This window comes from Halopseudomonas phragmitis (genome assembly GCF_002056295.1).
Taxonomy (GTDB): Bacteria; Pseudomonadota; Gammaproteobacteria; order Pseudomonadales; family Pseudomonadaceae; genus Halopseudomonas; species Halopseudomonas phragmitis.
Genome location: NZ_CP020100.1, coordinates 823,280 through 846,133, shown reverse-complemented (window position 1 = coordinate 846,133; position 22,854 = coordinate 823,280). Strand labels below are relative to the sequence as shown.

The window sequence follows — 22,854 nt, the reverse complement described above, 5'->3', positions numbered from 1 at the left end:
AGAATTATGGCCAAATCCCGCACCGTCATCGCCGGACATGTGATCCTGTGCCTGGGTACCCTGGCTCTGGCGCTGTTCTTCAGCTTCCTGGCCTGGTGGGGCTGGCAGCAACGTGAACAGCAATGGCAGCAGGAGCTCGATATGCACTCCGAGGTTCAGCGTCTGGCCGTACTGCAGGCCCGGGCCGGCCTGGAGCGCCAGGTGCTGCTGGCTGCCAACCAGGTCAGCCAGAACCCGGATCTGCTGCGTCTGGTACGACGCATCGCCGTGCTGGCCGAGCGTGATGGCCTGGACTCCGATGGCGTGCTGTTGTTGCGCGCTCAGCTCCAGGCCGATCTGCAGGGGTTGTGGATGGTGCTGGCCGAGTCCGGGGCCAGTCAACTGCACATTCACCTGGCACCGGGGGTGATCAGTCTGTTGCGTATGCACCAGCCGGATAAATGGGGTGATCGGCTGGATGGCATTCGTCATCTGGTTGACCGGGTGCAACGCACGGGACAGTCCGTCAAAGGTATGGAAGTGGGCCGGCATGGTTCGGGTATTCGCGGGGTTGTGCCGATTCGTGCTAGCGAAGATTCCGATAGCGCGGTAATTGCCAGTGTCGAGGTCGGCTACGGGATGCTGCCGGAGCTGCGTCAGCTTGATCTGGAACTGGATGCCGGCCTGGCGCTGATGCTCTATCGGCCGAGCCTTGAGGGGGTGATGCTCGAGCAGGAGCAGAACGAACTGAGCCGGCTCGACAGTGGGGATTGGCTGTTAGCCCAGTACTCGCGAGCGGAAATTCTCGACTGGCGTGAAGCTGGTAGGCTCCCACAGCCAGAGTACAGTGCCGGTTATCGCCTGGTTGAAGCCTCCGACCAGCGCTATTTAGTGACCTTCATTCCGCTATACGAGGAAGTTGGCCGGCCGTTGGCGGCGGTGTTGGCCTGGCGTGAAATCGGCGCGGAACTGCTGCGCCATAACGCCGAGCAGCGGCAACTGCTGGGCCGCTGGCTGATTGCTTTGCTGGCGGCGGCCGGCCTGTTCAGTGCGCTGCTGCTGGCGACCCGGGTCACGGTACGGCGCCAGGCTGAGCAGCACCAACAGGCAATCATCCAGGAAAGTCTGGCCCGTGAGCAGACCCGGCAAGGGCTGGAGCGTCAGCGTCAGGCGCTGCGGGCGCTCAACGAAATCGCCAGTTTGCAGCATCTGGGCCAGCACGAGCGGTTGCGTCGGGTGCTGGAGCTGGGCTGTGGCTATCTGCGTCTGGACATGGGGATTGTCAGTCGGATCAAGGATGACGATTATCAGGTACTCAGCCATCATGCCAAGGACGATGGCCTGGAGGACGGTACGCACTTCCCGCTGGGGCAGACCTACTGCAGCCTGACTCTGGCCCAGGATGACGTGCTGGCGATTGACAATATGGGCCAGTCAATTCACCGCGGCCATCCGTGCTATCAGCATTTTGGCCTGGAGAGCTATATCGGAATGCCGCTGACGGTGGCTGGCGAGCGTTTTGGCACACTGAATTTTTCCAGTGCGCAGGCGCGTCACGAGTCGTTCGAGGACACCGACCTGGAATTCATGCGTCTGTGCGGCCGCTGGATTGCGGCCGTGCTGACCCGGGGCAAGTTCGAGCAGGAGCGTGAAGCACTGCTCAGCCGTTTCAGCAAGCTGGCCCGGCATCTTCCCGGCATGGTCTATCAATATCAGTACAACTGTAGTGGCCGCGGCTGGTTTCCCTACAGTAGTCAAGGAATTGTCGATATCTACGGCATCACGCCGGAACAGGCAGCGGCCAGTGATATGGCGGCTTTCGAGGCAATTTACCCGGAAGACCGACAAAGGGTGGCGATCAGCATCCGAGAGTCCGCAGCCGGGCTCAACGAATGGCGTTGCGAATATCGCATCCATCATCCTCAGCGTGGTTTGATCTGGGTTGCCGGGCGCTCCTCCCCCGAGCCACTGGAGAACGGCGACATTATCTGGCACGGGGTAATTACAGATATCAGCGAACAGGTTCGTGCGACCCGGGCACTGCAAAAAAGCGAGTCGCGGTTCCGCAGCATGGTCAGCAACCTACCGGGTGTGGTGTATCGCTGTCGAAGCGACGCCGACTGGACCATGTCCTACATGAGTGACGGTATCGCCCGGCTCACGGGCTATCCGGCCAGCGACTTCATCGACAATCGGGTTCGCAGCTACGCTAGCATCGTGCATCCTGATGACCTGCACCTGACCTATGCCACCATCGTCCATATCGAGCGTCGGGAGAGCTTTGAGCTGACCTACCGGATAGTGCATGCCGATGGCCACCATGTCTGGGTTCGGGAAAAGGGCCGTGGCGAATACGACAGCCAGGACCAACTGCTCTGGCTCGACGGTTTTATCTGGGATATCACCGAGCAGCATCGGGTCGAGCAGCTCAAAACCCAGTTCGTCTCGGCGGTCAGCCATGAGCTGCGCACGCCGCTGACCGCAATTGCCGGCGCGCTGGGGTTGGTGCTGGGCGGGGCCATGGGCGAAGTGCCGGAACCGATGGCAAAGCTGCTGGGGATTGCCCAGCAGAACAGCGACAACCTGCATGCGCTGATCAATGACCTGCTCGACATGGACAAGCTCAGCGAAGGCAAGATGCATTTTGAGCTTGAGCGTCAGCGGCTCAAGCCTCTGCTGGAACAGGCCTTGAGTCTGAATCAGGGCTATGCCGAGCAGTATCAGGTGCGTTTGCAGGCGGGCAGGATCGATGATGCCTGGGTGATCGTGGACGCCAAACGCATTGGACAGGTGCTGGCCAATTATCTGTCCAATGCTGCCAAGTTTTCCCATCCGGGAGGTGACGTTCTGCTCGAGGCTTGCATCGAAGCAGGGCAGGTGACGGTCAGCGTGACGGATCAGGGTATCGGGATTCCTGTCGACTTTCAGGAGCAGATCTTCCAGAAATTCAGCCAGGCCGATGGCAGCGATGCGCGCCAGCGAGGTGGTACAGGGCTGGGGCTGGCCATCAGTCGGGAACTGGTACAGCACATGGGCGGCCAGGTTGGTTTTGAGTCGCAAGAAGGCCAGGGCTCGTGTTTCTGGTTCCGTCTGCCCGTCAGTGAGGTCAGTAGTGTGCCTGCACATCATTCAGGAGAACCCTCATGAACGCGAGCGCCGAACAGCGCCGACTTGCGGCCCTGGCTCGTTACCAGATCATGGACAGCCCGGGCGAGGCGGCGTTTGACGATATCGCCACTCTGGCGACACGATATTTGCAAACGCCGATAGCGCTGGTTTCGCTGCTGGATGATCGGCGTCAGTGGTTCAAAAGCCGGGTGGGCCTGGACGTCTGCGAGACGCCGCGCGATATGGCGTTCTGTGCCCATGCGATCCGGGCCGACCAACTGCTGGTAGTCGAAAATGCCAGTGAAGATCCGAGGTTCCGTGACAACCCATTGGTGACCGGTGAGCCGCACATTCGTTTCTACGCCGGTATGCCGGTTCACTCGGCCGAAGGCTATCCGCTGGGCACGCTCTGCGTGATCGACCGCCAGCCACGCACGCTGGATGTCCAGCAACGCGACACGCTGAGCCGCCTGGCCGGACTGGTTGAGCAACAGTTGCGTCTGCGTTTGCAACTGCTCGAGGCCCAGGAACGCGAGATGGCCTTGAGTGAGCAGAAGGCCCTGAACGCCAGTCTGCTTGAGTCTATGATGGTCGGAGTGGTCGCCTGCGATGCCAAGGGCCAGCTAACGCTGATCAATCGTACGGCGCGGGATTGGCATGGCGTTGATATCCTAGATATACCGCCCGAGCACTGGTGGCGTTATTACGATCTGTACCACAGTGATGAAGTGACCCCGCTGGCCGCCGATCAGGTGCCACTGTGGCGTGCCCTGAGTGGCGAGCAGGTGAGCAATGTCAGTTTTTGCATCGCTGCCCGCGGCCAGCCAGTTCGCCATCTGCTGACCAGCGGCGGGCCGCTGTACGATGCCGAAGGCCGCTTCAAGGGGGCCATGATTGCGATGCTCGATATCACCGAGCGGCGTCAGATCGAGCAGATGAAAGGCCGGTTCATCGCCACCGTCAGTCATGAGTTGCGCACCCCGCTGACCTCGATCAGCGGCGCCATCGCCTTGCTGCTGGGTGGTGCTGGCGGTGACATGCCCGAGGCTGGACGGCGCATGCTGGGCATTGCCCAGGACAACACCCAGCGTTTGCAGGCGCTGATCAATGACCTGCTGGATATCGAGCGCCTGGAGTCCGGGCTTTTGCCGCTCAAACTGGGTGTCCAACCCCTGCTGCCGTTGCTGCAGCGGGCCATTGAGTCCAATCAGCCGTATGCCGAACGGTTCAATGTCAGCCTGGTGCTACAGCCGCTGTCAGCCGAGTTGCACCTGATCTGCGACGCCGAGCGCTTGCTCCAGGTGATGGACAACCTGTTGTCCAATGCTGCCAAGTTTTCCCATGCCGGGGATAGCATCGTGGTTGATTGTCGGGTGATCGATGATCAGGTCCAGGTGCAGGTCACCGATCAGGGGGTTGGCATCGCCATCGAACAGCAGAGCCGGCTGTTCCAGCGCTTCTTCCAGGTTGACGACAGCACCAGCCGCAAGCGTGGCGGCACAGGGTTGGGGCTGGCTATCAGCAAGGAACTGGTCGAGCGGATGGGCGGCAGCATTGGCGTCGACTCCCAAGCTGGTCAGGGTGCCTGTTTCTGGTTCCGCCTGCCATTGGCCGGCTCCCCGGACAGGAGCATGCCATAATGAGTCTCACTGATTGGGGGGATTATCAGAACTATGAGTCAGCTACAGCGCATCTTGCATATCGAGGACGACCCTTCGATCCAGGAAATTGCCCGGATTGCCCTGGAAGTGGTGGGTGGTTTCGAGGTCAAGACCTGTGATGGCGGCGCGGCCGGCCTGGCCGCCGCTGAAGCCTTCGCCCCCGATCTTGTATTGCTGGATGTGATGATGCCGGGCATGGATGGACCGCAAACGCTGCAGCGGCTGCGGGAGTTGCCCGGGTTGCAGTATACCCCGGTGGTGTTCATGACCGCCAAGGTCCAGAGCCAGGAAGTTGAAGGCTACCGTGCCCTGGGGGCGGCCGGGGTTATCACTAAACCCTTTGACCCTATGCAACTGGCTACCGAGATTCGGGCCCTTTGGGAGCAATGGAATGCCGAAGACTGAACAGTTGAAAGCTCAACTGGCCGAGCTGGGCCAGGCTTTTCGCAAGCGGCTGGAGCAGGAACTGCCGGAACTGGTGCGCCAGGCCGAACAACTACAGAATACCGAGCAGGTCGAGCCCGCCCTGCAGCAGTTGCAGGGCCAGTTGCACAAGCTGGCGGGCTCGGCAGGCACCTTCGGCCATACAGCCCTGGGCGAGCGGGCCCGGGAGCTGGAGCAGTTGGCCAAGCACTGCCTGGCGGACCCCGCGGCTGCCGATGAGGCCCGCAAGCGCCTGCGCGAGGGGTTGTGCCAGTTACCACTGTTGCTCAATCAGAGCCGGCCCGAACCGCAGGACAGCCAGCCGCTGGAATCGGCGCTCCCTGATGAGCAGGGGCAGCAGCATATCCTCATGCTGGAACACGATCCCGAGCTGGCGCGTCAGACCAGTCAGACCCTGAGCAATTTCGGCTATCAGGTCACCATCCTGGAGCAGGCCGACAGCCTGATTACCCAGCTGGACAGCGGTCAATACGCGGCATTGATCATCGACATCAGCCCCGAGGTGGCCGGCCATCAGGCCCTGGGCGCGCTGCAGCGCTGGCAGGCTGGCCGCGTCCCCCCCCTGCCGGTGATCGCCATTAGTACCGACTCGGCATTTGCCGCCAGGCTCGAGGCGGTGCGGGCCGGTGCGCGCGGGTTCTTCACCAAACCGGTAGACCTGACCGTGCTGGAAAACCGCCTGCGGCGCAGTTTTGAGGTCCAGCAGGACGACCCGTTCCGGGTTCTGGTGGTGGATGACGATCAGGAACTGGCGGAACGCTTCAAGGCCATTCTCGACAACGCCGGGATGCGCGTGGAGACCGTGCTCGACCCGGCACAACTGATCAAGCGAATGAACGCCTTTCAGCCGGACGTGGTGTTGATGGATATCAATATGCCCCACTACAGCGGTATTGAGCTGGCGCAGATGATCCGGCTGAACGACAACTGGCTGCGGGTGCCGATCATTTATCTGTCGGCGGAAACCGATACCGTGGCGCAGATGGCAGCTCTGCTCAAGGCTGGCGACGACTTTGTCAGCAAGCCGATCAGTGATGCGGCACTGTTGACCACGGTTTATGCCCGGGCCCAGCGTGCCCGCCTGGTGAGCCAGGCGCTGGCGCGCGACAGCATGACTGGTCTGCTCAAGCATGCCGACATCAAGGAACAGGTCGAACTGGAGGTCGAGCGTGCCTTGCGCACTCAGCAGCCGGTGAGTATCGCAATGATCGATATCGACCACTTCAAGTCGGTCAACGACAACCATGGGCATGCGGTGGGCGATACCGTGATTCGGGCGCTGGCCAACCTGCTGCGCCAGCGCCTGCGGCGGATTGACCGGATCGGTCGCTACGGCGGTGAAGAGTTTGTCGCAGTGCTGCCCAACTGCGCAGCGGCTGATGCCAAAGCGATCCTGGACAGCATCCGCGAGGCTTTCTCGGCGTTGCAGTTCAGTAGTGGCTCGAAGCTGTTTCAATGTACCTTCAGTGCCGGTATCAGCGCCTGCGAGGCGCCGGACTGGTGTCTGGACGAGCCGCTGGAGCTGGCTGATCAGCATCTGTATCAGGCCAAGCAGCAAGGCCGCAACCGGGTGATTGGAGTGTCGCTATCTTGAACGTCATTATCGTCGAGGACGATGAGTGGATTGCCGAATTGCTGGCGCAGGTAATTGGACATGTTGCCAGTGATGCGCGGGTATTGCGCTTTGGCAACGTGCGCGACTGCCTCAATCAGCTCAAGGCCCGGCCAGTCGATCTGCTGCTGGCCGACCTGCACCTGCCCGATGCCAGTGGGCTCGAGGCGATACGGGTGGCTCGCCAGCGCAGCCCGGCCAGCAGCCGGGTGTTACTGACCGCCAGCATTGACCGCGCTACCGTTCTGGCCGCTCGGGATGCCGGGATTACCGACTTCATTGCCAAGCCCTTCAGCGTCGAGGTGCTGATCGAGCGCCTGGGCAAGGTTATGCAGGGGCACGGGCAGCCTACGGCTGCGCCCATTCAGCTCGACAGCCTGGAGCACTTTCTCACCCAGCGACCGGAGCAGGCGCTGTTCATCCCCTGGTGCGAGCCGGCTCACCGCCAGAGTGTGCTGCACTGGACGGCGCGCTGTGAGCCCTCGGAGCTTTGGCGCATGGCGCGTCAGGAGCCGCTGCTGGCTGCTGAGTGGTTGAGCCGGGCCAATCGCCATGAGCACGCCGACGGCGGCTTCGACTGCCTGAGTCTGGAGGCCGCGATCAAGCGCCTGGGCCCGGCCGAGTGCGTCCGGCTGGCCCACCAACTGGCACATACCCAGCCGGGTCTGACTCACGTCGATCTGCAGCAGTTGGCCGGACAGTTGCTGGCGCAGCAAAGTGGGCTCGGTGAAATTCTGAATTCATTGGCCCGCCCGCAGGGGCTGGCTACCGAGCAGATGCACACGGCAGTGGAGCTCAGTCGCCTGGGTGAGCTGGCGGTCCTGTGCGCGATCCAGAACTACTTCAACTACGGTGGTATGGTCTGTGACCGTGTCAGTCTGGAAACCTTGCTGACGCGCTTCGGGCCAGGGTTTGGCAATGCCCTGAAAACCCGGCTGCGCTTGCCGTTTCCGTTGCGTGAGCTTATCGGTGCTCTGTTCAAACTACCGGCTGGCAGCCTGCGCAAGGATCGGGTCATCATGCGCATTGCAGCTCTGGAGGCTGGTTTGGCCCAGGATCCCGGTCAATTACGCCAGTTGCGCCAATGGATTGGGATAGAGCCGGACTGAGTGCGCCGGGTGAATGTAGGTTGTCGATGGGCTGCTGTCCGATACAGTGGCACGGATCAATCAACTGGCGGAAACCCTGAAGAAGCTGTCCAATGTCGCAGATTGATTTGATTATCTAAATGATAATGGTTTAGATTGGCGGCAATAGCTCCCTGAGGTCGCCTTTCATGTCCCGTTCCGTTCTGTGCCGGCCTGTTGTGCCGGCTGCTGTCGTCGCTGAAAACAACCTGTTGTCCCCTCTGGCCATCGCGCTGGGTGTTGGGCTGGCCTGTCTGGCGCTTAACGCCAATGCTCAGGACAGCGCGGTCCTGGCGCCAACGACAGTCATCGGTGAACAGGCCGATCCGCACGGTCCGGATACCGGGTATGTCGCCAGCAATACCCTGGTCGGCACCAAAACCGATACTCCGCTGAACGAGATTCCGCGTTCGATCTCGGTGGTGACTCGCCAGCAGATGGAGGATCGCAACGTCCTCAGTATCAGCGATGCGCTCAAGTACACCCCCGGCGTACAGGCTGGTTACTTCGGTGAGGACAACAAGCAGGACTGGTTCATCATTCGCGGTTTCAAGCAGGCCAACTTCGGCCTGTTCCATGACAGTACCCGGGTTTACTCCAGCGGTTTCTACAGCTGGCAGATCGACCCCTACCAGCTTGAGCGGGTTGAGGTGCTACGCGGAGCTTCCTCGGTGCTGTACGGCCAGACGCCGCCGGGCGGGGTAATCAATCTGGTCAGCAAGCGCCCGAGCGAGAGCGCTTTTGGCGAGGTTGGTATGCAGGTCGGCAGCTTCGATCGGCGCCAGCTCAATCTGGACGTCACCGGCCCGCTCAACGACAACCCGCAGGTGTTGTATCGGGTCACCGCGCTGGCGCGCGAAAGCGGCACCCAGGTTGACGACGTCGACAACGATCGCTTGCTGATCGCGCCGTCGTTGACCCTCAAGCCGAGCGAGGCCACCGAACTGACCCTGCTGGCCAGTTTCCAGAAGGACAGCGGTGACCCTATGCTGCAGTTTCTACCGACCGAGGGCACGGTGCGGCGTCATCCGCTGGGCAAGATCGATACCGATACCGCAGTCGGCCTGCCCGACTATGAAAAGTTCGAGCGCAGCCAATACACCCTGGGTTATGAGTTCAATCACCGCTTCAACGACACTTGGAGTGCTCAGCAGAACCTGCGTTACGGGCATATCGATGTTGATCTGCGCCAGCTGTTCTTTTTCTTCTGGGCCGATTTGCCGGCCGGCGAGCTGGTACGTGGTTTGAGTTATGCCGATGGTGAGGCCGACAATCTGTCGGTCGACAATCGCCTGATTGGTCAGTGGCAGTCCGGCGCCTGGGAAAGCACGCTGCTGCTGGGAGCAGACTACCAGCGGCTCAAGGTCAAGGACAGCAGTCCCAACGGCTGGCCGCTGTATCCGGCCACGCTGAATATCTTCAACCCCAGTTATACCCAGGTACCATTCGATTTTGCTCTGGAAGACAAGCGCAGCAAGGTCGATCAGGTCGGGGTCTATGCCCAGAATCAGCTCAAGTACGATCAGCGCTGGGTGTTCCTGCTGGGGGCTCGGCACGACCGGGCCAAGTTCGACTTCGATAATCGCACCACCGGTGCTGGCAATCAGGCCAAGGACGACGAGATCACCTGGAACGGCGGGGTCGCCTATCTGTTCAACAATGGCCTGACACCCTACGCCAGCTATTCGCAGTTCTTTCTGCCAGTCACCGATGTTGCCCCCGATGGTCGGGCGTTCAAGCCGGAAACCGGCCAGCAGTATGAACTGGGCCTGAAATATCAGCCGCCCGGATTTAATGGCAGCTTCAATGCCGCGCTGTTCGAGTTGACCCAGGAGAACGTGCGCAAGGCGGCTGGTGCACCGGCAGTGACCCAACAGGTTGGTGAGGTTCGGGTGCGTGGCCTGGAGCTGGAAGCCACCGCCAATGTCACCCCGGCACTGAGTCTGGTCGGTGCCCTGACGCTGCTCGATGCCGAAACCACCAAGACGGGCAATGCCGTGGCGGAAAAGGGCAAGACGCCCTCGCAGGTGTCGGACAAGCTGGCTTCGCTGTGGGCGCATTATCAGGTCCGTGGCGGGGTGCTCGACGGCCTGGGCTTTGGTGCTGGGGCACGCTATGTCGGGGCCAGCTACGGTGATAATGTCGAAGACCTGAAGGTGCCCTCCTACACGCTCTACGACGCCATGCTCAGTTACGACTGGCAGAATCTGCGCTTGCAGCTCAATGGCAACAACCTGAGCGACAAGAAATATGTCGCGACCTGTGACTATTACTGCTGGTATGGCAACCGCCGCAATCTGGTTGCCAGCCTTAGCTACCGCTGGTAGGGCCGGTGAACTCGCCGTTGGCCGTGTTGTTTCCGGGGCCGCTGGCACCTTTGGGGCAAGCCCTGGTGCTGGCCGATGACCCGCGCCCGGCGCTAAGCTGGGATGAGTATCTGGAGCCTGAGCGGCTACAGGCCAACCTGCTGCGGTTTCTGCCCGAGCATGGTGAGGGCGATCCGCGCGCGCGGGTATCGCTGTGGGCCAAGTATCACTTTCTGCGCCTGGTGCCTGCGGTGGTCGCTGCCAGCCTGAGCAGTGATTGGCGTTTGCCGGTGCGTGCCAGTGAGGTGGCGGTGATTCTGGGGGACGACGGACTGCCGGCGGCCTTCCGCCTGGCAGACGCTGGCAAGCCTTGGGCGCACGCGCCTCGGCACGGTTTCGAGCGTTTCGAGGAACTGTTCGACGGCCATATTGATCCGCTGATTCGGGCGCTGTGCGCACAGGTCAAGCTGGCGCCCAAGGTGTTGTGGAGCAGCGTTGGCCACTACTACGAATGGATTGTCGGCGAGTTGGCCAGCCAGCACTTGCCAGTACAGCGTGTGGCCCAGGCTCGCGAATGGCTGGAACAGTCCTGCCGTCCGGATGGTTTTCGCAACCCGCTGCATGACAGCATTCGCTATGTTGCCCGGCCGGGCCTGGAGGGGGTGCATCGCCAACGCCGGCATTGCTGTATTCGCTACCGGCTGCCGGGCAAGGCGCTGTGCGGCAACTGCCCGCATATTGATAAGCCGCCGGCAGGCTATGATGTGAGTTTGGCCAGCGTTCCCTAGCGCCACTGATACTCCAGCCCTACCCCCGCCAGCCACTGGCGTCCCGGTGCCGGTTCGTAGTAACGGGCGCCGGCGGCATTGATGATCAATGAGCCGATATAGTCGCGGTCCGCGAGGTTGTCGATCCGCAGGAACGGCTCCAGAAGCCAGCCACCCAGTGCCTGCCGATAGCCTGCGCGCCAGTTGAACACTGCATAGCCTGGGGCCTTGGCCTGATTGTCGTCGCTGGCATAGCGCTGACTCAGTGCCTGCAGCTCCACGGCTGTGGAGAAGCCTTGCGCGGCCGGTTGCCAGGCCAGTTCGGCATACAGGCTCTGGCGCGCGGTGCCCGGCAGGTCACGACCGGACAGGTCACTGCCGTCAGTCCGCCGGTAACGATCGAACCGGGCTTGCAGCCAGGTGTAAGCCAAATAGCCGCGCAAGCCATGCTCGAACTGCTGCTCGAGCGCCAGTTCCAGGCCGCGGCGGGTCGAGCGTCCGGCGTTGGTGAAGGTGCTGCGCTCGGTTCCGACCTGATTCTCACCCGGGACGATCTCGTCGCGCACACGGCTTTCGAACAGGGCCAGGTCCAGATAGCCGCTAGCGTGGCGCCATTTCATGCCCAGCTCGGCATTGCGTGACAAGCTTGGCTTGAGCGCGAAGTTCAGCCCGCTACCGCTGGGGCGGTAAGCCAGCTCCTGAAAGGTCGGGGTTTCAAACCCTTGGCCCAAGGCACCGTACAAGCTCAGTTGCGGGGTCCATTGCCAGCTCAGCCCGGCCGCCGGATTACTGCGCTGATAGCGCACCTTGCCACTGTCGTCCTGACCGTCGGCGAAGAAGTCATCATCGGAGTCGAACTGGATCCGGCTGTGGCGCAGGCCGGCGGTCAGTTGCCAGCGCGGTGCCAGTTGCCAGGTACTGATCAGATAGGCTTCCTGGCTGTCGACCCGGTTGAACTCGTCGCGCTTGCGCTGGCCCTTATGGCCGTTGTCGTTGACGAAGCCGTCGCGTTGCTCACCCTGGTAGTCGTAGGTCAGCCCGGCGGCCAGCTCGACCGGGCGACCGAATACTTGGCTGCTGCGCTGCCAGCCCAGTTCGACACCGCCAAACCGGCGATCCAGCTCGACCACGCCGCCACCGGCAAATTCGCCTGCGCCGGCAAAGCCCAGATACTGCTGGACGAAGCGCTCGCCGCCGTAGGCCATCAGAGTCAACTGATCATCGTTGCCCAGACGCCGTTGGTAGTTCAGCCCGGCCTGCTGATGACGCACGCTTTTGCGGGTGTTGAATGTCTGGCTCTGACTGACAGCCTGGCGCCGGTCCTGCCTGAGCTGTTCGGCGCTCAGCCCGAGCGGGTCACGGGTGTTCGGTTGGTCGAGGCTGTTGAGCAGCAGCGTCAGGCTGGAGACGTCATCGATATCCCAGCCCAGACGCAGGTTGGCGCTGTCACGGCGGGTCTGGCTGTGGTCGCGGTAGCCGTCGGTGTGCAGGCGGGCAATGTTGGCGTTGATGTTCAGGTCGCCGTGTTGAGCACCGTAGCGCAGCCGCGAGCGCCAGAGCCCGTCGCTGCCAACCGCACTGCGGCTGTTCAGGGTGGGATGGAATGGAGCCTCGCTGCTGAAGCCCTGGATAATCCCGCCCGAGGCATTGCCGTACAGGGTGGTCAGCGGACCGCGCAGTACTTCCAGGCGCTGCAGCGCGTCAAGGTCGAACAGCGCTGGCTGGCCCTGACCGTCAGGCATGGTCAGCGGAATACCGTCCTGCACCAGGCGCACGCCGCGCACCCCGAAGGCGGCCCGGGCGCCGAAGCCGCGTGAGGAAATCTGCAGGTCCTGGGCGTAGTTCTGGCGATTGAGCGCGAGTATGCCCGGTAGCCGTTGCAGTGGTTCGGAAACATTGGCACCCAGTTGCTGGCGCGAAAGCTCTGCGTCGCTCAGCACGCTACGGGTCAGAGGCTGCTGATTCTGATCGTCACTCTGGCTGCCCAGGATCACCTGGGCTGGCAGGCTGAGCGGGCGTTCTACGGCTTGGACCGGCAAGGCGATCAGCAGGCTCAGAGTCGGTAAGGTCAATAGGCGCATGGGCTGGTGTCAGGTTTGGCGGTTCCGGCAGGCAGTATACGAAGGTTTGCGCCCAGGACCGGCCCGGGCGGGTGGGTAATTGAGTGACTTTGTGCATGTTCTTTGATATATAAATAAATTTGAGCTAACATTTGAGCGCAAACTCTACTATTTTCGCTATTTTTGCCGGGGTTTTTATTTTTATTCGTCAAAATAAATTTACGGCTAAAATATTTAGTCTTTGTGGCAAAATATAACGGATAATTCCGTGTGCCGTCTGGAGTTGAATATGCACATGATGCACGATTTGTATCTGGCGCTGCGCCGTCTGCAGCGGGCCAGCGAAATTCACGCCAAGCGCCTGGGTCGGCATAGCGGGTTGACCCCTATCCAGCTACTGATCCTGCACAGTATTCAGGCCATGGGCGAGGGAACCTTGGGCGATCTTGCCCGGCGAGTCAGTGTCTCCCAGGCTACCCTGAGCACCATCATCGACCGACTGGAAAAGCGCGAGCTGCTGCAGCGTATCCGCAGTCAGAGTGACAAGCGCAAGGTCCATCTGGCCCTGACCGAAAGCGGCCTGGCAGCGATTCAGGCCGAGCCGGCCTTGTTGCCCGGCGACTTTCTTGAGCGCTACGCGCAGTTGCCCGACTGGGAGCAGTTGATGTTGCTGGCCAGCCTGCAGCGGGTGGCTGGGTTGTTGGAGGAAGGTCAGCAGGGGCCGGCGGAGCTGTTCGATGTGAAGCTCGAGGCCTGAGTTTTTTCCGCGCATAAAAAAAGGTGACTCAAGCCTGCCTGAACCTGAGTCACCTCAAATACACCCAAGGTTATTTAAAGCATCAACTGTGCCAATTTGATTACAGGGGCTGATTATTCCGCCTCGTCATCGTCGTGGCCGTCTACGTTCATGCCCAGTTCCTTGATCTTGCGGGTCAGGGTATTGCGGCCCCAGCCCAGTAATTGCGCGGCATCCCGGCGTCTGCCGGCGGTGTGCTTGAGCGCGGTCTCGATCATGATGCGCTCGAACGCCGGTACGGCGACATCCAGCAGGTTGGTGACGCCGCGAGCCAGTTCCTGGTCGGCCCAAGTGCGCAAACTGTGCTCCCAGTGGCCGTCAGGTGCACTGTCCTGGTGCTGAGTGAGCAGTTCTGGTGGCAAGTCCTCGATCAGTACTTCACGGCTGGAGGCCATGACCGTGATCCAGCGACAGGTGTTCTCCAGTTGACGCACGTTGCCCGGCCAGGGCAGGTTGCGCAGGTAGTCTTGGGTCTGCGGCTTGAGCACTTTGGGCTCGACCGTCAGTTCTTGGGCGGCTTTGGTCAGAAAATGTTGGGCCAACGCCGGAATGTCTTCACGGCGCTCGGCCAGCTTGGGAATGTGAATGCGGATCACATTGAGGCGGTGGAACAGGTCTTCGCGGAACTTGCCGGCCTGCACCAAGCCTTCAAGATTCTGGTGGGTGGCGGCGATGATGCGCACATCGACCTTGATTGGTGTGTGGCCGCCCACCCGATAGAACTCACCATCAGCCAGAACCCGCAGCAGTCGGGTCTGGGTTTCGGCCGGCATATCGCCGATCTCGTCGAGAAACAGGGTGCCGCCATCGGCCTGTTCGAAGCGGCCGCGTCGCTGGACGGCGGCGCCAGTGAATGCCCCCTTCTCGTGGCCGAACAGTTCCGATTCCATCAGGTCCTTGGGGATCGCCGCCATGTTCAGGGCGATGAACGGGTTGCGTGCGCGTGGGCTGTGGCGATGCAGGGCGTGGGCCACCAGCTCTTTGCCGGTTCCTGACTCGCCGTTGATCAGTACCGTGATATTGGAGTGCGAGAGCCGGCCGATGGCGCGGAATACCTCCTGCATGGCCGGGGCTTCACCAATGATTTCCGGGGTACGGGTTTGCCCCTGTTCCGGCTCCAGTCCTTCCTGCTCGCGAGTATGGGCCAGGGCACGGCGTACCAGGGCGACCGCTTCGTCAACATCAAAGGGCTTGGGCAGGTATTCGAAGGCTCCTCCCTGGTAGGAAGCCACGGCGCTGTCCAGATCCGAATGGGCGGTCATGATAATGACCGGCAGCTTGGGGTGCTGTTCGCGGATGCTGCTGAGTAGTTCCAGGCCACTGGTGCCGGGCATGCGGATGTCGCTGATCAGCACATCCGGGTGTTGGCGTTGCAGGCGAGCAAGAGCGCTGTCGGCATTGTCGAAGCAGACCGGCTCCATGCCTTCCTGCTGCAGGGCCTTTTCCAGCACCCAGCGGATGGAACGGTCGTCATCGACAATCCAGACATTTTCAGCTCGGCTCATGGGTTTGATCTCCGGGGTGTTGTTCCAGCGGCAGGAATAGAGTGAATACGGTATGGCCAGGCTCGCTGTCGCACTCGATCAGGCCATGATGCTGGCTGATGATGTTCTGAGTGATCGACAGGCCCAGACCGGTGCCATCGGCCCGGCCACTGACCATGGGGTAGAAGATGCTGTCGACGATCTCGGTCGGGATACCCGGGCCGTTGTCGATGACTTGCAGTTTGCAGACCAGCCGGTGTCGGGTCTGGCCAATGGTGAACTGGCGCAGAGTGCGGGTGCGCAGGGTGATGCGCCCGGCTTCCAGGCCGCTGTATCCGGCGATGGCCTGCATGGCGTTGCGCACGATATTGAGCACCGCCTGAATCAGTTGCTCGCGGTCGGCCATCAGTTCCGGAATGCTCGGATCGTAGTCGCGGCGCAGGCGCAGGATGCCTTGGGTTTCGGCCTCAATCAGGCTGCAGACCCGTTCGGTGATTTCGTGGATGTTGATCGGTCGCAGGTTCGGCGGGCGGTAGGGGCCGAGCATGCGGTCGACCAGATTGCGCAGCCGGTCTGCCTCCTCAATGATCACGTCGGTGTAATCCTTGAGATTGTCTTCGGGCAGTTCGCGGGCCAGTAGCTGGGCGGCGCCGCGAATACCGCCGAGCGGATTCTTGATCTCGTGGGCCAGGCCGCGCACCAGCACCTTGGTGACCTCCTGCTTGGATAGTTGCGCTTCTTCCTTGGTGATCCGCAGCAGGCGATCACGCGGCTGCAACTCCATCAAGACCCAGTTGCGCTCGGAGGCCATGATCGGCGTTACCGAATAGTCGACCATCAGGCTGCTGCCATTGCTCAGCAGCAGCTGGGCTTCGCGCTTGGTGAACGGGTGGGCGTTGTCGACCGCGTTCTGCATCGAGTCCTGGGCGCTGACGCTGTCGGTGAACAGTTCGCTGATTGGTTGCTGCTGAACTCGTTGGCCGCTGACGGCCAGCAGCATTTCGGCGGCCGGGTTCATGTAGCTGACGCACAGGCGGGCATCCAGCAGGATCACTGCTGTGGTCAGGTTGTCGAGAATCTGGCGTAAAAAGCGATCAGGCAGCATAGCTAAGGGTATCCACGGTTTGTGCAGAGAAATGCAAGAAGCGAACCAATAAGGGGCGTTTGCGCTATTGGCTTGCAAAGCATTTGCACAGTTGCCAGGCAGGTCCGGTTTGGGTCCTGGGTGGCGCTTGCACAAAAGCGGCGCACGGCGCGCTGCAACAGGGTTTGCACGGGTTTCCGGCGGTCTGGCTGGAGCCTGCTCGGGGGCAGGCTGTCAGCCAGTCAGGTGCTTTTGGCGCTTTGGGCAAACTGCTGCGTGCACAGAGTTAGGCGCTTGCGTATTGAGTATGCACCGAAATGGTGCGCAACGGGAGTGGGGTGGGCGGTGATGGGGCTCAACTACCGCCACTGCGACCGGGGGCTGGCACGTTGGGCGCACGCGGAGCATTGGGAGCCTGGGGCGCCTGATTGCTGCCGGCACGGCCCGGCTGCAGCAATGAAGTGCGTTGCAGGTGTACGGTGATTGCGCTGCTGCGTTGCAGGACGTTACCACGCGCATCGACTACCACCACTGCCAGTTGGTGGCTGCCGCGATCAATATTGGTCAGGCTGAGCAGGTGGTTGCGCTGGCCGCGGCCGGGGCTGGAAACATCGGTCAGTTCGCCGTCGAGCTCGACCCTCAACAGATGGCTGCCGCTCAGGCCGGGGTCGGTAGTGACACTCAGAACCAGATTGCCCTCATTGCTGCGGATCGCCTCATCATTGCTGGGGCTGGTGATTTCCAGGCGTTGATAGGCAGGGCCGGCAGCCGGCTGGTCGCTGGTGCCGGGGCTGCGGATTTCAGTGCGACGCGGAGGCTCGACTGTGTTGGTCGGCCCGACCTCCAGCGTGCTGGCGCCGGGGCCAGGCTGGTCGGAAAACACCTTGTTGCCGTCGGCGTCAGTCCAGGTGTAGATCTGTGCGGCAGCAGCGAGGGGCAAGGCCAGCAGCAGGGGCAGGGCTGTCAGGGGCAAAATGCGAGGCATGGTGATCTCTCCTTGGGGCTTGCGTAAGACTTGCAGTCATTTCCCTGCTTGGCAAGTCGGTCGCCGCTGGTAACGGACGGACGCAAAAAAGGGGCACCCGGATGGGTGCCCCTTTTTGGACCACGGTATCGCAGCCGGGTTCAGACGCTGTAGTACAGGTCGTATTCCAGCGGGTGAACGAAGGTGCGAACCTTGATTTCCTCGGCGGCCTTCAGCTCCATGTAGGCGTCGATGAACTCGTTGGTGAACACGTCGCCCTTGGTCAGGAACTCGCGGTCAGCGTCCAGCGCTTCCAGAGCTTCCTTCAGGCTGCCGCAGACCTGCGGGATCTGCTTGGCCTCTTCCGGCGGCAGGTCGTACAGGTTCTTGTCAGCGGCATCGCCAGGGTGGATCTTGTTCTGGATGCCGTCCAGGCCAGCCATCAGCAGCGCAGCGAAGGCCAGGTAGGGGTTGGCAGCCGGATCCGGGAAGCGAGCTTCGATGCGGCGGGCTTTCGGGCTGGATACATACGGAATACGGATCGAGGCTGAACGGTTGCGGGCCGAGTAGGCCAGCATGACCGGAGCTTCGAAGCCCGGAACCAGGCGCTTGTAGGAGTTGGTCGACGGGTTGGTGAAGGCGTTCAGGGCCTTGCCGTGCTTGATGATACCGCCGATGAAGTACAGGGCGGTGTCGGACAGGCCGGAGTAGCCTTCGCCGGCGAAGGTGTTCTTGCCGTCTTTGGCGATAGACATGTGTACGTGCATACCGGAACCGTTGTCACCGTACAGCGGCTTGGGCATGAAGGTAGCGGTCTTGCCGTAGGCGTCGGCTACATTGTGTACGCAGTACTTCAGGGTCTGTACTTCGTCGGCTTTCTTCACCAGGGTGTTGAACAGCACGCCGATTTCGTTCTGACCGGCAGTGGCCACTTCGTGGTGGTGCACTTCGATGGTCAGGCCCATTTCTTCCATGGCATTACACATGGCGGTACGGATTTCGTGGTCGTGATCGACCGGCGGCACCGGGAAATAGCCGCCCTTGACGCCCGGACGGTGGCCCTTGTTACCGGTTTCGAAGTCGGCATCGGTGTTCCAGGAACCCTGCTCGGAGATGATCTTGAACATCGAGCCGGAGATGTCGGACTTGTATTTGACTTCGTCGAAGATGAAGAACTCAGGCTCTGGACCAACGAATACAGTGTCACCGATACCGGTGGACTTCAGGTACTCTTCGGCGCGCTTGGCGATGCCGCGCGGGTCGCGCTCGTAGCCCTGCATGGTGGAGGGCTCGATGATGTCGCAGACGATGATCAGGGTCGGCTCTTCGGTGAACGGGTCCAGAACCGAGGTCTCGTCATCGGGCATGAGGATCATGTCGGAGGCTTCGATGCCTTTCCAGCCGGCAATGGAGGAGCCGTCAAACATCTTGCCGTCTTCGAAGAAGTCATCGTTGACATCGCGGGCCGGGATGGTGACGTGCTGCTGCTTGCCTTTGCTATCGGTGAAGCGCAGGTCAACCCACTTCACTTCGAATTCTTTGATCAGTTGAATCGCTTTCGACATGGTTTCCTCCACGGGGAATCATTTGCCGGACCCTTTGGGTCAGGCGCCTTTCAATCAGAGCGGAAAACGTCCGCGAATCCGCTTGCGTTACAAGAGAGCAAAAGGTGTGCCATTTCGGAGCATTGGCGCAAAGCCCCGTGCCAAGCGGCTTTTGTCTGGCGCAACGAAAAAGTGCACTTGAAAGGTGCACGGATACGGTGCATCGAGTCTAGTATAGGCACCAAAATGGTGCGAATGCTCGTCGTCGGTTATCCTGCAGCCGGCGCCGGGCCGGGGTATAATGCGCCGCTTTTGCGCAGCCTGCATCTTTCCCATGAAATTGATCATCAAATTTTTCTCCGAGATCACCATCAAGACCAAGCCGGTGCGCAAGCGCTTCGTGCGCCAGCTCAAGGGCAATCTGCGGGTGTTGCTACCGCGCATCGATCCCGAGGCCCGGGTCAACGGCACCTGGGACAGCCTGGAGGTCAGCACCGGTCAGAATCCGCAACTGCAAGCGCGGGTGATCGACTGTCTGCAGCACACGCCGGGCATCTCGCATATCCTCGAGGTTCACGATTACCCGCTGACCAGCCTGGAAGAGTTGGCCGAGCGCTGCGTTCTGGTGCACGCCGAGCAATTGCGCGGCAAGGTGTTCGGGGTGCGTTGCAAGCGTGTGGGGCACCATGGGTTCAGTTCCCAGGATGTTGCGGCCTATCTCGGCGGCGAGCTGTTCGAGCGCTGTGGTGCGGCCGGGGTATCGCTCAAATCGCCGGATGTCTGGGTGCGGGTCGAGATTCGCCATGATCGGGTGTTCCTGATTCAGGCCCGGCATGAAGGCATGGGCGGTTTCCCGCTGGGGACCATGGAGCCGGTGTTGAGCCTGATGTCCGGCGGCTTTGACTCCACCGTGGCCAGCTACCAGATGTTGCAGCGCGGACTGTTGCCGCACTTCATCTTCTTCAACATGGGCGGACGGGCCCACGAGCTGGGCGTGCGGCAGATCGCCCATCACCTCTGGCAGCGTTATGCTTCCAGCCACCGGTTGCGCTTCATCAGCGTGCCGTTCGAGGGCGTAGTGGCGGAAATCCTCAAGAATGTCGATGACAGTCAGATGGGCGTGGTGCTCAAGCGAATGATGCTGCGCGCCGCCGATCAGGTCGCCAGCCAACTGGGTTTCCATGCGCTGGTGACCGGCGAGGCGATCGCCCAGGTGGCCAGCCAGACTCTGCCGAATCTGGCGGTGATCGACCGGGCGATTGAACGGCTGGTACTGCGGCCGCTGATCGCGACCAGCAAGGTCGAGATCATCAACACCGCCCGGCGAATCGGGACTGACGCGCTGAGCAGCAGCATTCCCGAGTACTGCGGGGTGATCTCGGTCAGCCCGGCCATCTATACCACCCGGGCCCGGGTTGAAGAGGCCGAAGCCAAGTTCGACTTCAGTGTGCTCGATGCGGCGGTTGCCCAGGCACGCTCTACCGATTGCGACCAGCTTGGCGAGCCGATGGAAGGCATCGCCGATGTCGAGGTCGTCAGTCAGGCGCTGGCTGGTCAGGTGGTGATCGACATCCGTCACCCCGACGAGCAGGAACTCAGCCCGCTGGTGTTGCCCGATGTCGAGGTCAAGGCCATTCCGTTCTTTGAACTGAGCAGCCAGTTCCCCAGGCTCGACCCGGCGCGAATCTATCTGCTGTACTGCGACAAGGGCGTGATGAGCCAGATGCACGCGCAGAATCTGCTCGACTCCGGGCACGGCCATGTACGGGTGCTGCGGCCAGCCAAGAGCTGAGGCTCGCCAGTCGTCATTGCGAGCGCGCAGCGGAGCGCCGCTGTACTGCACTTCGCCATTGCGAGCCGCATAGCGGCGTGGCAATCCATCCGGTCGCTGCACAAAAAACATACACTGTCATGTCCAGGTCTGTATAATGCCCGCCTCTTTTTTCTTTCCGCGGGCCATCGGCCGCGCCATCAGGACGTTCACAGTGATCGAGAATCTCCGCAACATCGCCATCATCGCCCACGTTGACCACGGCAAGACCACACTGGTTGACAAGCTGCTCAAGCTGTCTGGCACCCTGGATCGCAAGGAAGCCGAAGGCGAGCGGGTGATGGACTCCAACGACCAGGAAAAGGAGCGCGGTATTACCATCCTGGCCAAGAACACCGCCCTGAAGTGGAACGGCTACAACATCAACATCGTCGACACCCCCGGCCACGCCGACTTCGGTGGCGAGGTAGAGCGCGTGATGAGCATGGTCGACTCGGTACTGCTGGTGGTCGACGCCCAGGACGGCCCCATGCCGCAGACCCGTTTCGTCACCCAGAAGGCGTTCAAGGCCGGCCTGCGTCCGATCGTGGTAGTCAACAAGATCGACCGTCCCGGCGCCCGTCCGGACTGGGTCATTGATCAGATTTTCGACCTGTTCGACAATCTTGGCGCGACCGACGAGCAACTGGACTTCCCGATTGTCTACGCCAGCGCCCTGAACGGCATCGCCGGCCTTGACCATGAAGCCATGGATGACAACATGGACGCCCTGTTCCAGGCCATCGTCGACCATGTGCCGGCGCCCAGCGTTGATCTGGACGGTCCGTTCCAGATGCAAGTCTCCCAGCTCGACTACAACAGCTTCCTTGGCGTTATCGGCATTGGCCGTATCGCCCGTGGCCGGATCAAGGCCAACTCGCCGGTTACCGCCATCGGTGCCGACGGCAAGAAGCGCAACGGTCGTATCCTCAAGATCATGGGCCACCACGGTCTGCAGCGGGTTGAGGTCGAAAGCGCCGAAGCCGGTGATATCGTCTGCGTCAGCGGCATGGACGAGCTGTTTATCTCCGATACCCTGTGCGACCAGAACGCCGTTGAGGCCCTGCCGCCGCTGACCGTTGACCAGCCGACCGTGAGCATGACCTTCCAGGTCAACGACTCACCGTTCGCCGGCAAGGAAGGCAAGTTTGTTACCAGCCGCAACATCAAGGAGCGTCTGGAGAAAGAGCTGCTGCACAACGTCGCCCTGCGCGTCGAAGATACCGGCAGCCCGGACAAGTTCAAGGTCTCCGGTCGTGGCGAACTGCACCTGTCGGTACTGATCGAAACCATGCGCCGCGAAGGCTTCGAGATGGCCGTTGGCCGTCCGGAAGTGGTGATCATTGAGGTCGATGGCGAGAAGCAGGAGCCCTACGAGAACGTCACCATCGACATCGAAGAGCAGCATCAGGGTCCGGTGATGGAACAGATGGGTCTGCGCAAGGGCGACATGACCAACATGATCCCCGATGGCAAGGGTCGTATCCGCCTGGAATACACCATCCCGGCGCGTGGCCTGATCGGCTTCCGTAACGCCTTCCTGACCATGACCTCGGGCACCGGCATTCTGACCAGCACCTTCAGCCACTACGGGCCGATCAAGGCCGGTGAAGTCACCAACCGCCAGAACGGCGTACTGGTGTCGATGGCTACCGGTACCGCACTGACCTACTCGCTGGAAACCCTGCAGGAGCGCGGCAAGCTGTTCCTGTCGCCGGGCGACGAGATCTACGAAGGCCAGCTGTGTGGTATCCACAGCCGCGACAACGACCTGGTGATCAACCCGACCAAGGCCAAGAAGCTCGACAACATGCGCGCTTCTGGCAAGGACGACACCGTGCAACTGACCCCGGCGCTGAAGTTCACCCTGGAGCAGGCGCTGGAGTTTATCGATGACGACGAACTGGTTGAAGTCACACCTAAGTCGATCCGTCTGCGCAAGAAAATTCTCGACGAGAACCAGCGCAAGCGTGCCAGCAAGGGCTAAGTCGGCCTGCTGAACAAAAAGCCCCGCCAGAGCGATCTGGCGGGGCTTTTTTGTGCCTTGGTGTTTGAGCTGGAGGCTAGGGCTTTTTGGGAATCTTGAGCATCTGCTCAAGATCAGCGCT

The 22,854-nt window shown here is 61.3% G+C and carries 15 protein-coding genes; 10 read left to right on the top strand and 5 right to left on the bottom strand.

Annotated features, from left to right (window positions below; all coding sequences use genetic code 11):
* Positions 1-6: 6 nt before the first annotated feature.
* The 7 genes from BVH74_RS03890 (at position 7) to fhuF (ending at position 11,025) form a co-directional block, all read left to right on the top strand.
* Positions 7-3,126: a PAS domain-containing protein gene (locus BVH74_RS03890; RefSeq protein ID WP_080048799.1), complete on the top strand. Its 3,120-nt coding sequence runs from the start codon at positions 7-9 to the stop codon at positions 3,124-3,126.
* Positions 3,123-4,727 carry a sensor histidine kinase gene (locus BVH74_RS03885; protein ID WP_080048798.1) on the top strand — a complete coding sequence of 535 codons (1,605 nt, stop codon included), beginning with the start codon at positions 3,123-3,125 and terminating at the stop codon, positions 4,725-4,727. Before BVH74_RS03890 ends, BVH74_RS03885 begins: the two co-directional genes overlap by 4 nt.
* Before the next feature lie 33 nt (positions 4,728-4,760).
* A complete protein-coding gene (locus tag BVH74_RS03880) occupies positions 4,761-5,153 on the top strand; it encodes a response regulator (RefSeq protein WP_080048797.1) in 393 nt (130 codons plus the stop codon).
* Entirely contained in the window at positions 5,140-6,786 is a 1,647-nt protein-coding gene (locus tag BVH74_RS03875; RefSeq protein ID WP_080048796.1) for a diguanylate cyclase, read from the top strand. Before BVH74_RS03880 ends, BVH74_RS03875 begins: the two co-directional genes overlap by 14 nt.
* On the top strand, positions 6,783-7,913 hold the full coding sequence (locus tag BVH74_RS03870) for a response regulator (protein WP_165443823.1): 1,131 nt from the start codon (positions 6,783-6,785) through the stop codon (positions 7,911-7,913). Before BVH74_RS03875 ends, BVH74_RS03870 begins: the two co-directional genes overlap by 4 nt.
* Positions 7,914-8,080: 167 nt before the next feature.
* Positions 8,081-10,258 (top strand): TonB-dependent siderophore receptor, encoded by a 2,178-nt coding sequence (locus tag BVH74_RS03865; RefSeq protein WP_080048794.1) that lies wholly within the window; start codon positions 8,081-8,083, stop codon positions 10,256-10,258.
* A gap of 5 nt (positions 10,259-10,263) precedes the next feature.
* On the top strand, positions 10,264-11,025 hold the full coding sequence (gene fhuF, locus BVH74_RS03860) for a siderophore-iron reductase FhuF (RefSeq protein WP_177344510.1): 762 nt from the start codon (positions 10,264-10,266) through the stop codon (positions 11,023-11,025).
* On the opposite strand, the gene BVH74_RS03855 is transcribed toward fhuF, so the two are convergent.
* Entirely contained in the window at positions 11,022-13,085 is a 2,064-nt protein-coding gene (locus BVH74_RS03855) for a TonB-dependent receptor family protein (RefSeq protein WP_080048792.1), read from the bottom strand. The two genes, fhuF and BVH74_RS03855, sit on opposite strands and share 4 nt — an antisense overlap.
* Positions 13,086-13,353: 268 nt before the next feature.
* Between BVH74_RS03855 and BVH74_RS03850 the strand changes: the two genes are divergently transcribed.
* Entirely contained in the window at positions 13,354-13,821 is a 468-nt protein-coding gene (locus BVH74_RS03850; RefSeq protein WP_080048791.1) for a MarR family winged helix-turn-helix transcriptional regulator, read from the top strand.
* A gap of 113 nt (positions 13,822-13,934) precedes the next feature.
* On the opposite strand, the gene ntrC is transcribed toward BVH74_RS03850, so the two are convergent.
* The 4 genes from ntrC to glnA form a co-directional block, all read right to left on the bottom strand.
* The gene (ntrC, locus tag BVH74_RS03845) at positions 13,935-15,365 is read right to left on the bottom strand and encodes a nitrogen regulation protein NR(I) (protein WP_080048790.1); all 1,431 of its coding nucleotides are present in this window, start codon (positions 15,363-15,365) and stop codon (positions 13,935-13,937) included.
* Positions 15,352-16,449 carry a nitrogen regulation protein NR(II) gene (gene glnL, locus BVH74_RS03840; protein ID WP_080048789.1) on the bottom strand — a complete coding sequence of 366 codons (1,098 nt, stop codon included), beginning with the start codon at positions 16,447-16,449 and terminating at the stop codon, positions 15,352-15,354. The genes ntrC and glnL overlap by 14 nt, the downstream gene beginning before the upstream one ends.
* Before the next feature lie 334 nt (positions 16,450-16,783).
* Entirely contained in the window at positions 16,784-17,413 is a 630-nt protein-coding gene (locus BVH74_RS03835; protein ID WP_080048788.1) for a DUF4124 domain-containing protein, read from the bottom strand.
* Positions 17,414-17,553: 140 nt separating this feature from the next.
* Positions 17,554-18,957, bottom strand: a complete 1,404-nt coding sequence (glnA, locus tag BVH74_RS03830) for a glutamate--ammonia ligase (protein WP_080051609.1) — start codon at positions 18,955-18,957, stop codon at positions 17,554-17,556.
* Between the two features lie 313 nt (positions 18,958-19,270).
* Here glnA and thiI point away from each other — a divergent pair, with 313 nt between their 5' ends.
* The gene (gene thiI / locus BVH74_RS03825; RefSeq protein ID WP_080048787.1) at positions 19,271-20,728 is read left to right on the top strand and encodes a tRNA uracil 4-sulfurtransferase ThiI; all 1,458 of its coding nucleotides are present in this window, start codon (positions 19,271-19,273) and stop codon (positions 20,726-20,728) included.
* Between the two features lie 193 nt (positions 20,729-20,921).
* Complete coding sequence (typA, locus tag BVH74_RS03820; protein ID WP_080048786.1) at positions 20,922-22,733, top strand: translational GTPase TypA; 1,812 nt, start codon at positions 20,922-20,924, stop codon at positions 22,731-22,733.
* Positions 22,734-22,854 lie beyond the last annotated feature (121 nt).

Coding starts and splice junctions, on each gene's coding strand:
- BVH74_RS03890 (WP_080048799.1), top strand. CDS start 7: ATGGCCAAATCCCGCACCGTCATCGCCGGACATGTGATCCTGTGCCTG.
- BVH74_RS03885 (WP_080048798.1), top strand. CDS start 3,123: ATGAACGCGAGCGCCGAACAGCGCCGACTTGCGGCCCTGGCTCGTTAC.
- BVH74_RS03880 (WP_080048797.1), top strand. CDS start 4,761: ATGAGTCAGCTACAGCGCATCTTGCATATCGAGGACGACCCTTCGATC.
- BVH74_RS03875 (WP_080048796.1), top strand. CDS start 5,140: ATGCCGAAGACTGAACAGTTGAAAGCTCAACTGGCCGAGCTGGGCCAG.
- BVH74_RS03865 (WP_080048794.1), top strand. CDS start 8,081: ATGTCCCGTTCCGTTCTGTGCCGGCCTGTTGTGCCGGCTGCTGTCGTC.
- BVH74_RS03855 (WP_080048792.1), bottom strand. CDS start 13,085: ATGCGCCTATTGACCTTACCGACTCTGAGCCTGCTGATCGCCTTGCCG.
- BVH74_RS03850 (WP_080048791.1), top strand. CDS start 13,354: ATGCACATGATGCACGATTTGTATCTGGCGCTGCGCCGTCTGCAGCGG.
- ntrC (WP_080048790.1), bottom strand. CDS start 15,365: ATGAGCCGAGCTGAAAATGTCTGGATTGTCGATGACGACCGTTCCATC.
- glnL (WP_080048789.1), bottom strand. CDS start 16,449: ATGCTGCCTGATCGCTTTTTACGCCAGATTCTCGACAACCTGACCACA.
- BVH74_RS03835 (WP_080048788.1), bottom strand. CDS start 17,413: ATGCCTCGCATTTTGCCCCTGACAGCCCTGCCCCTGCTGCTGGCCTTG.
- glnA (WP_080051609.1), bottom strand. CDS start 18,957: ATGTCGAAAGCGATTCAACTGATCAAAGAATTCGAAGTGAAGTGGGTT.
- thiI (WP_080048787.1), top strand. CDS start 19,271: ATGAAATTGATCATCAAATTTTTCTCCGAGATCACCATCAAGACCAAG.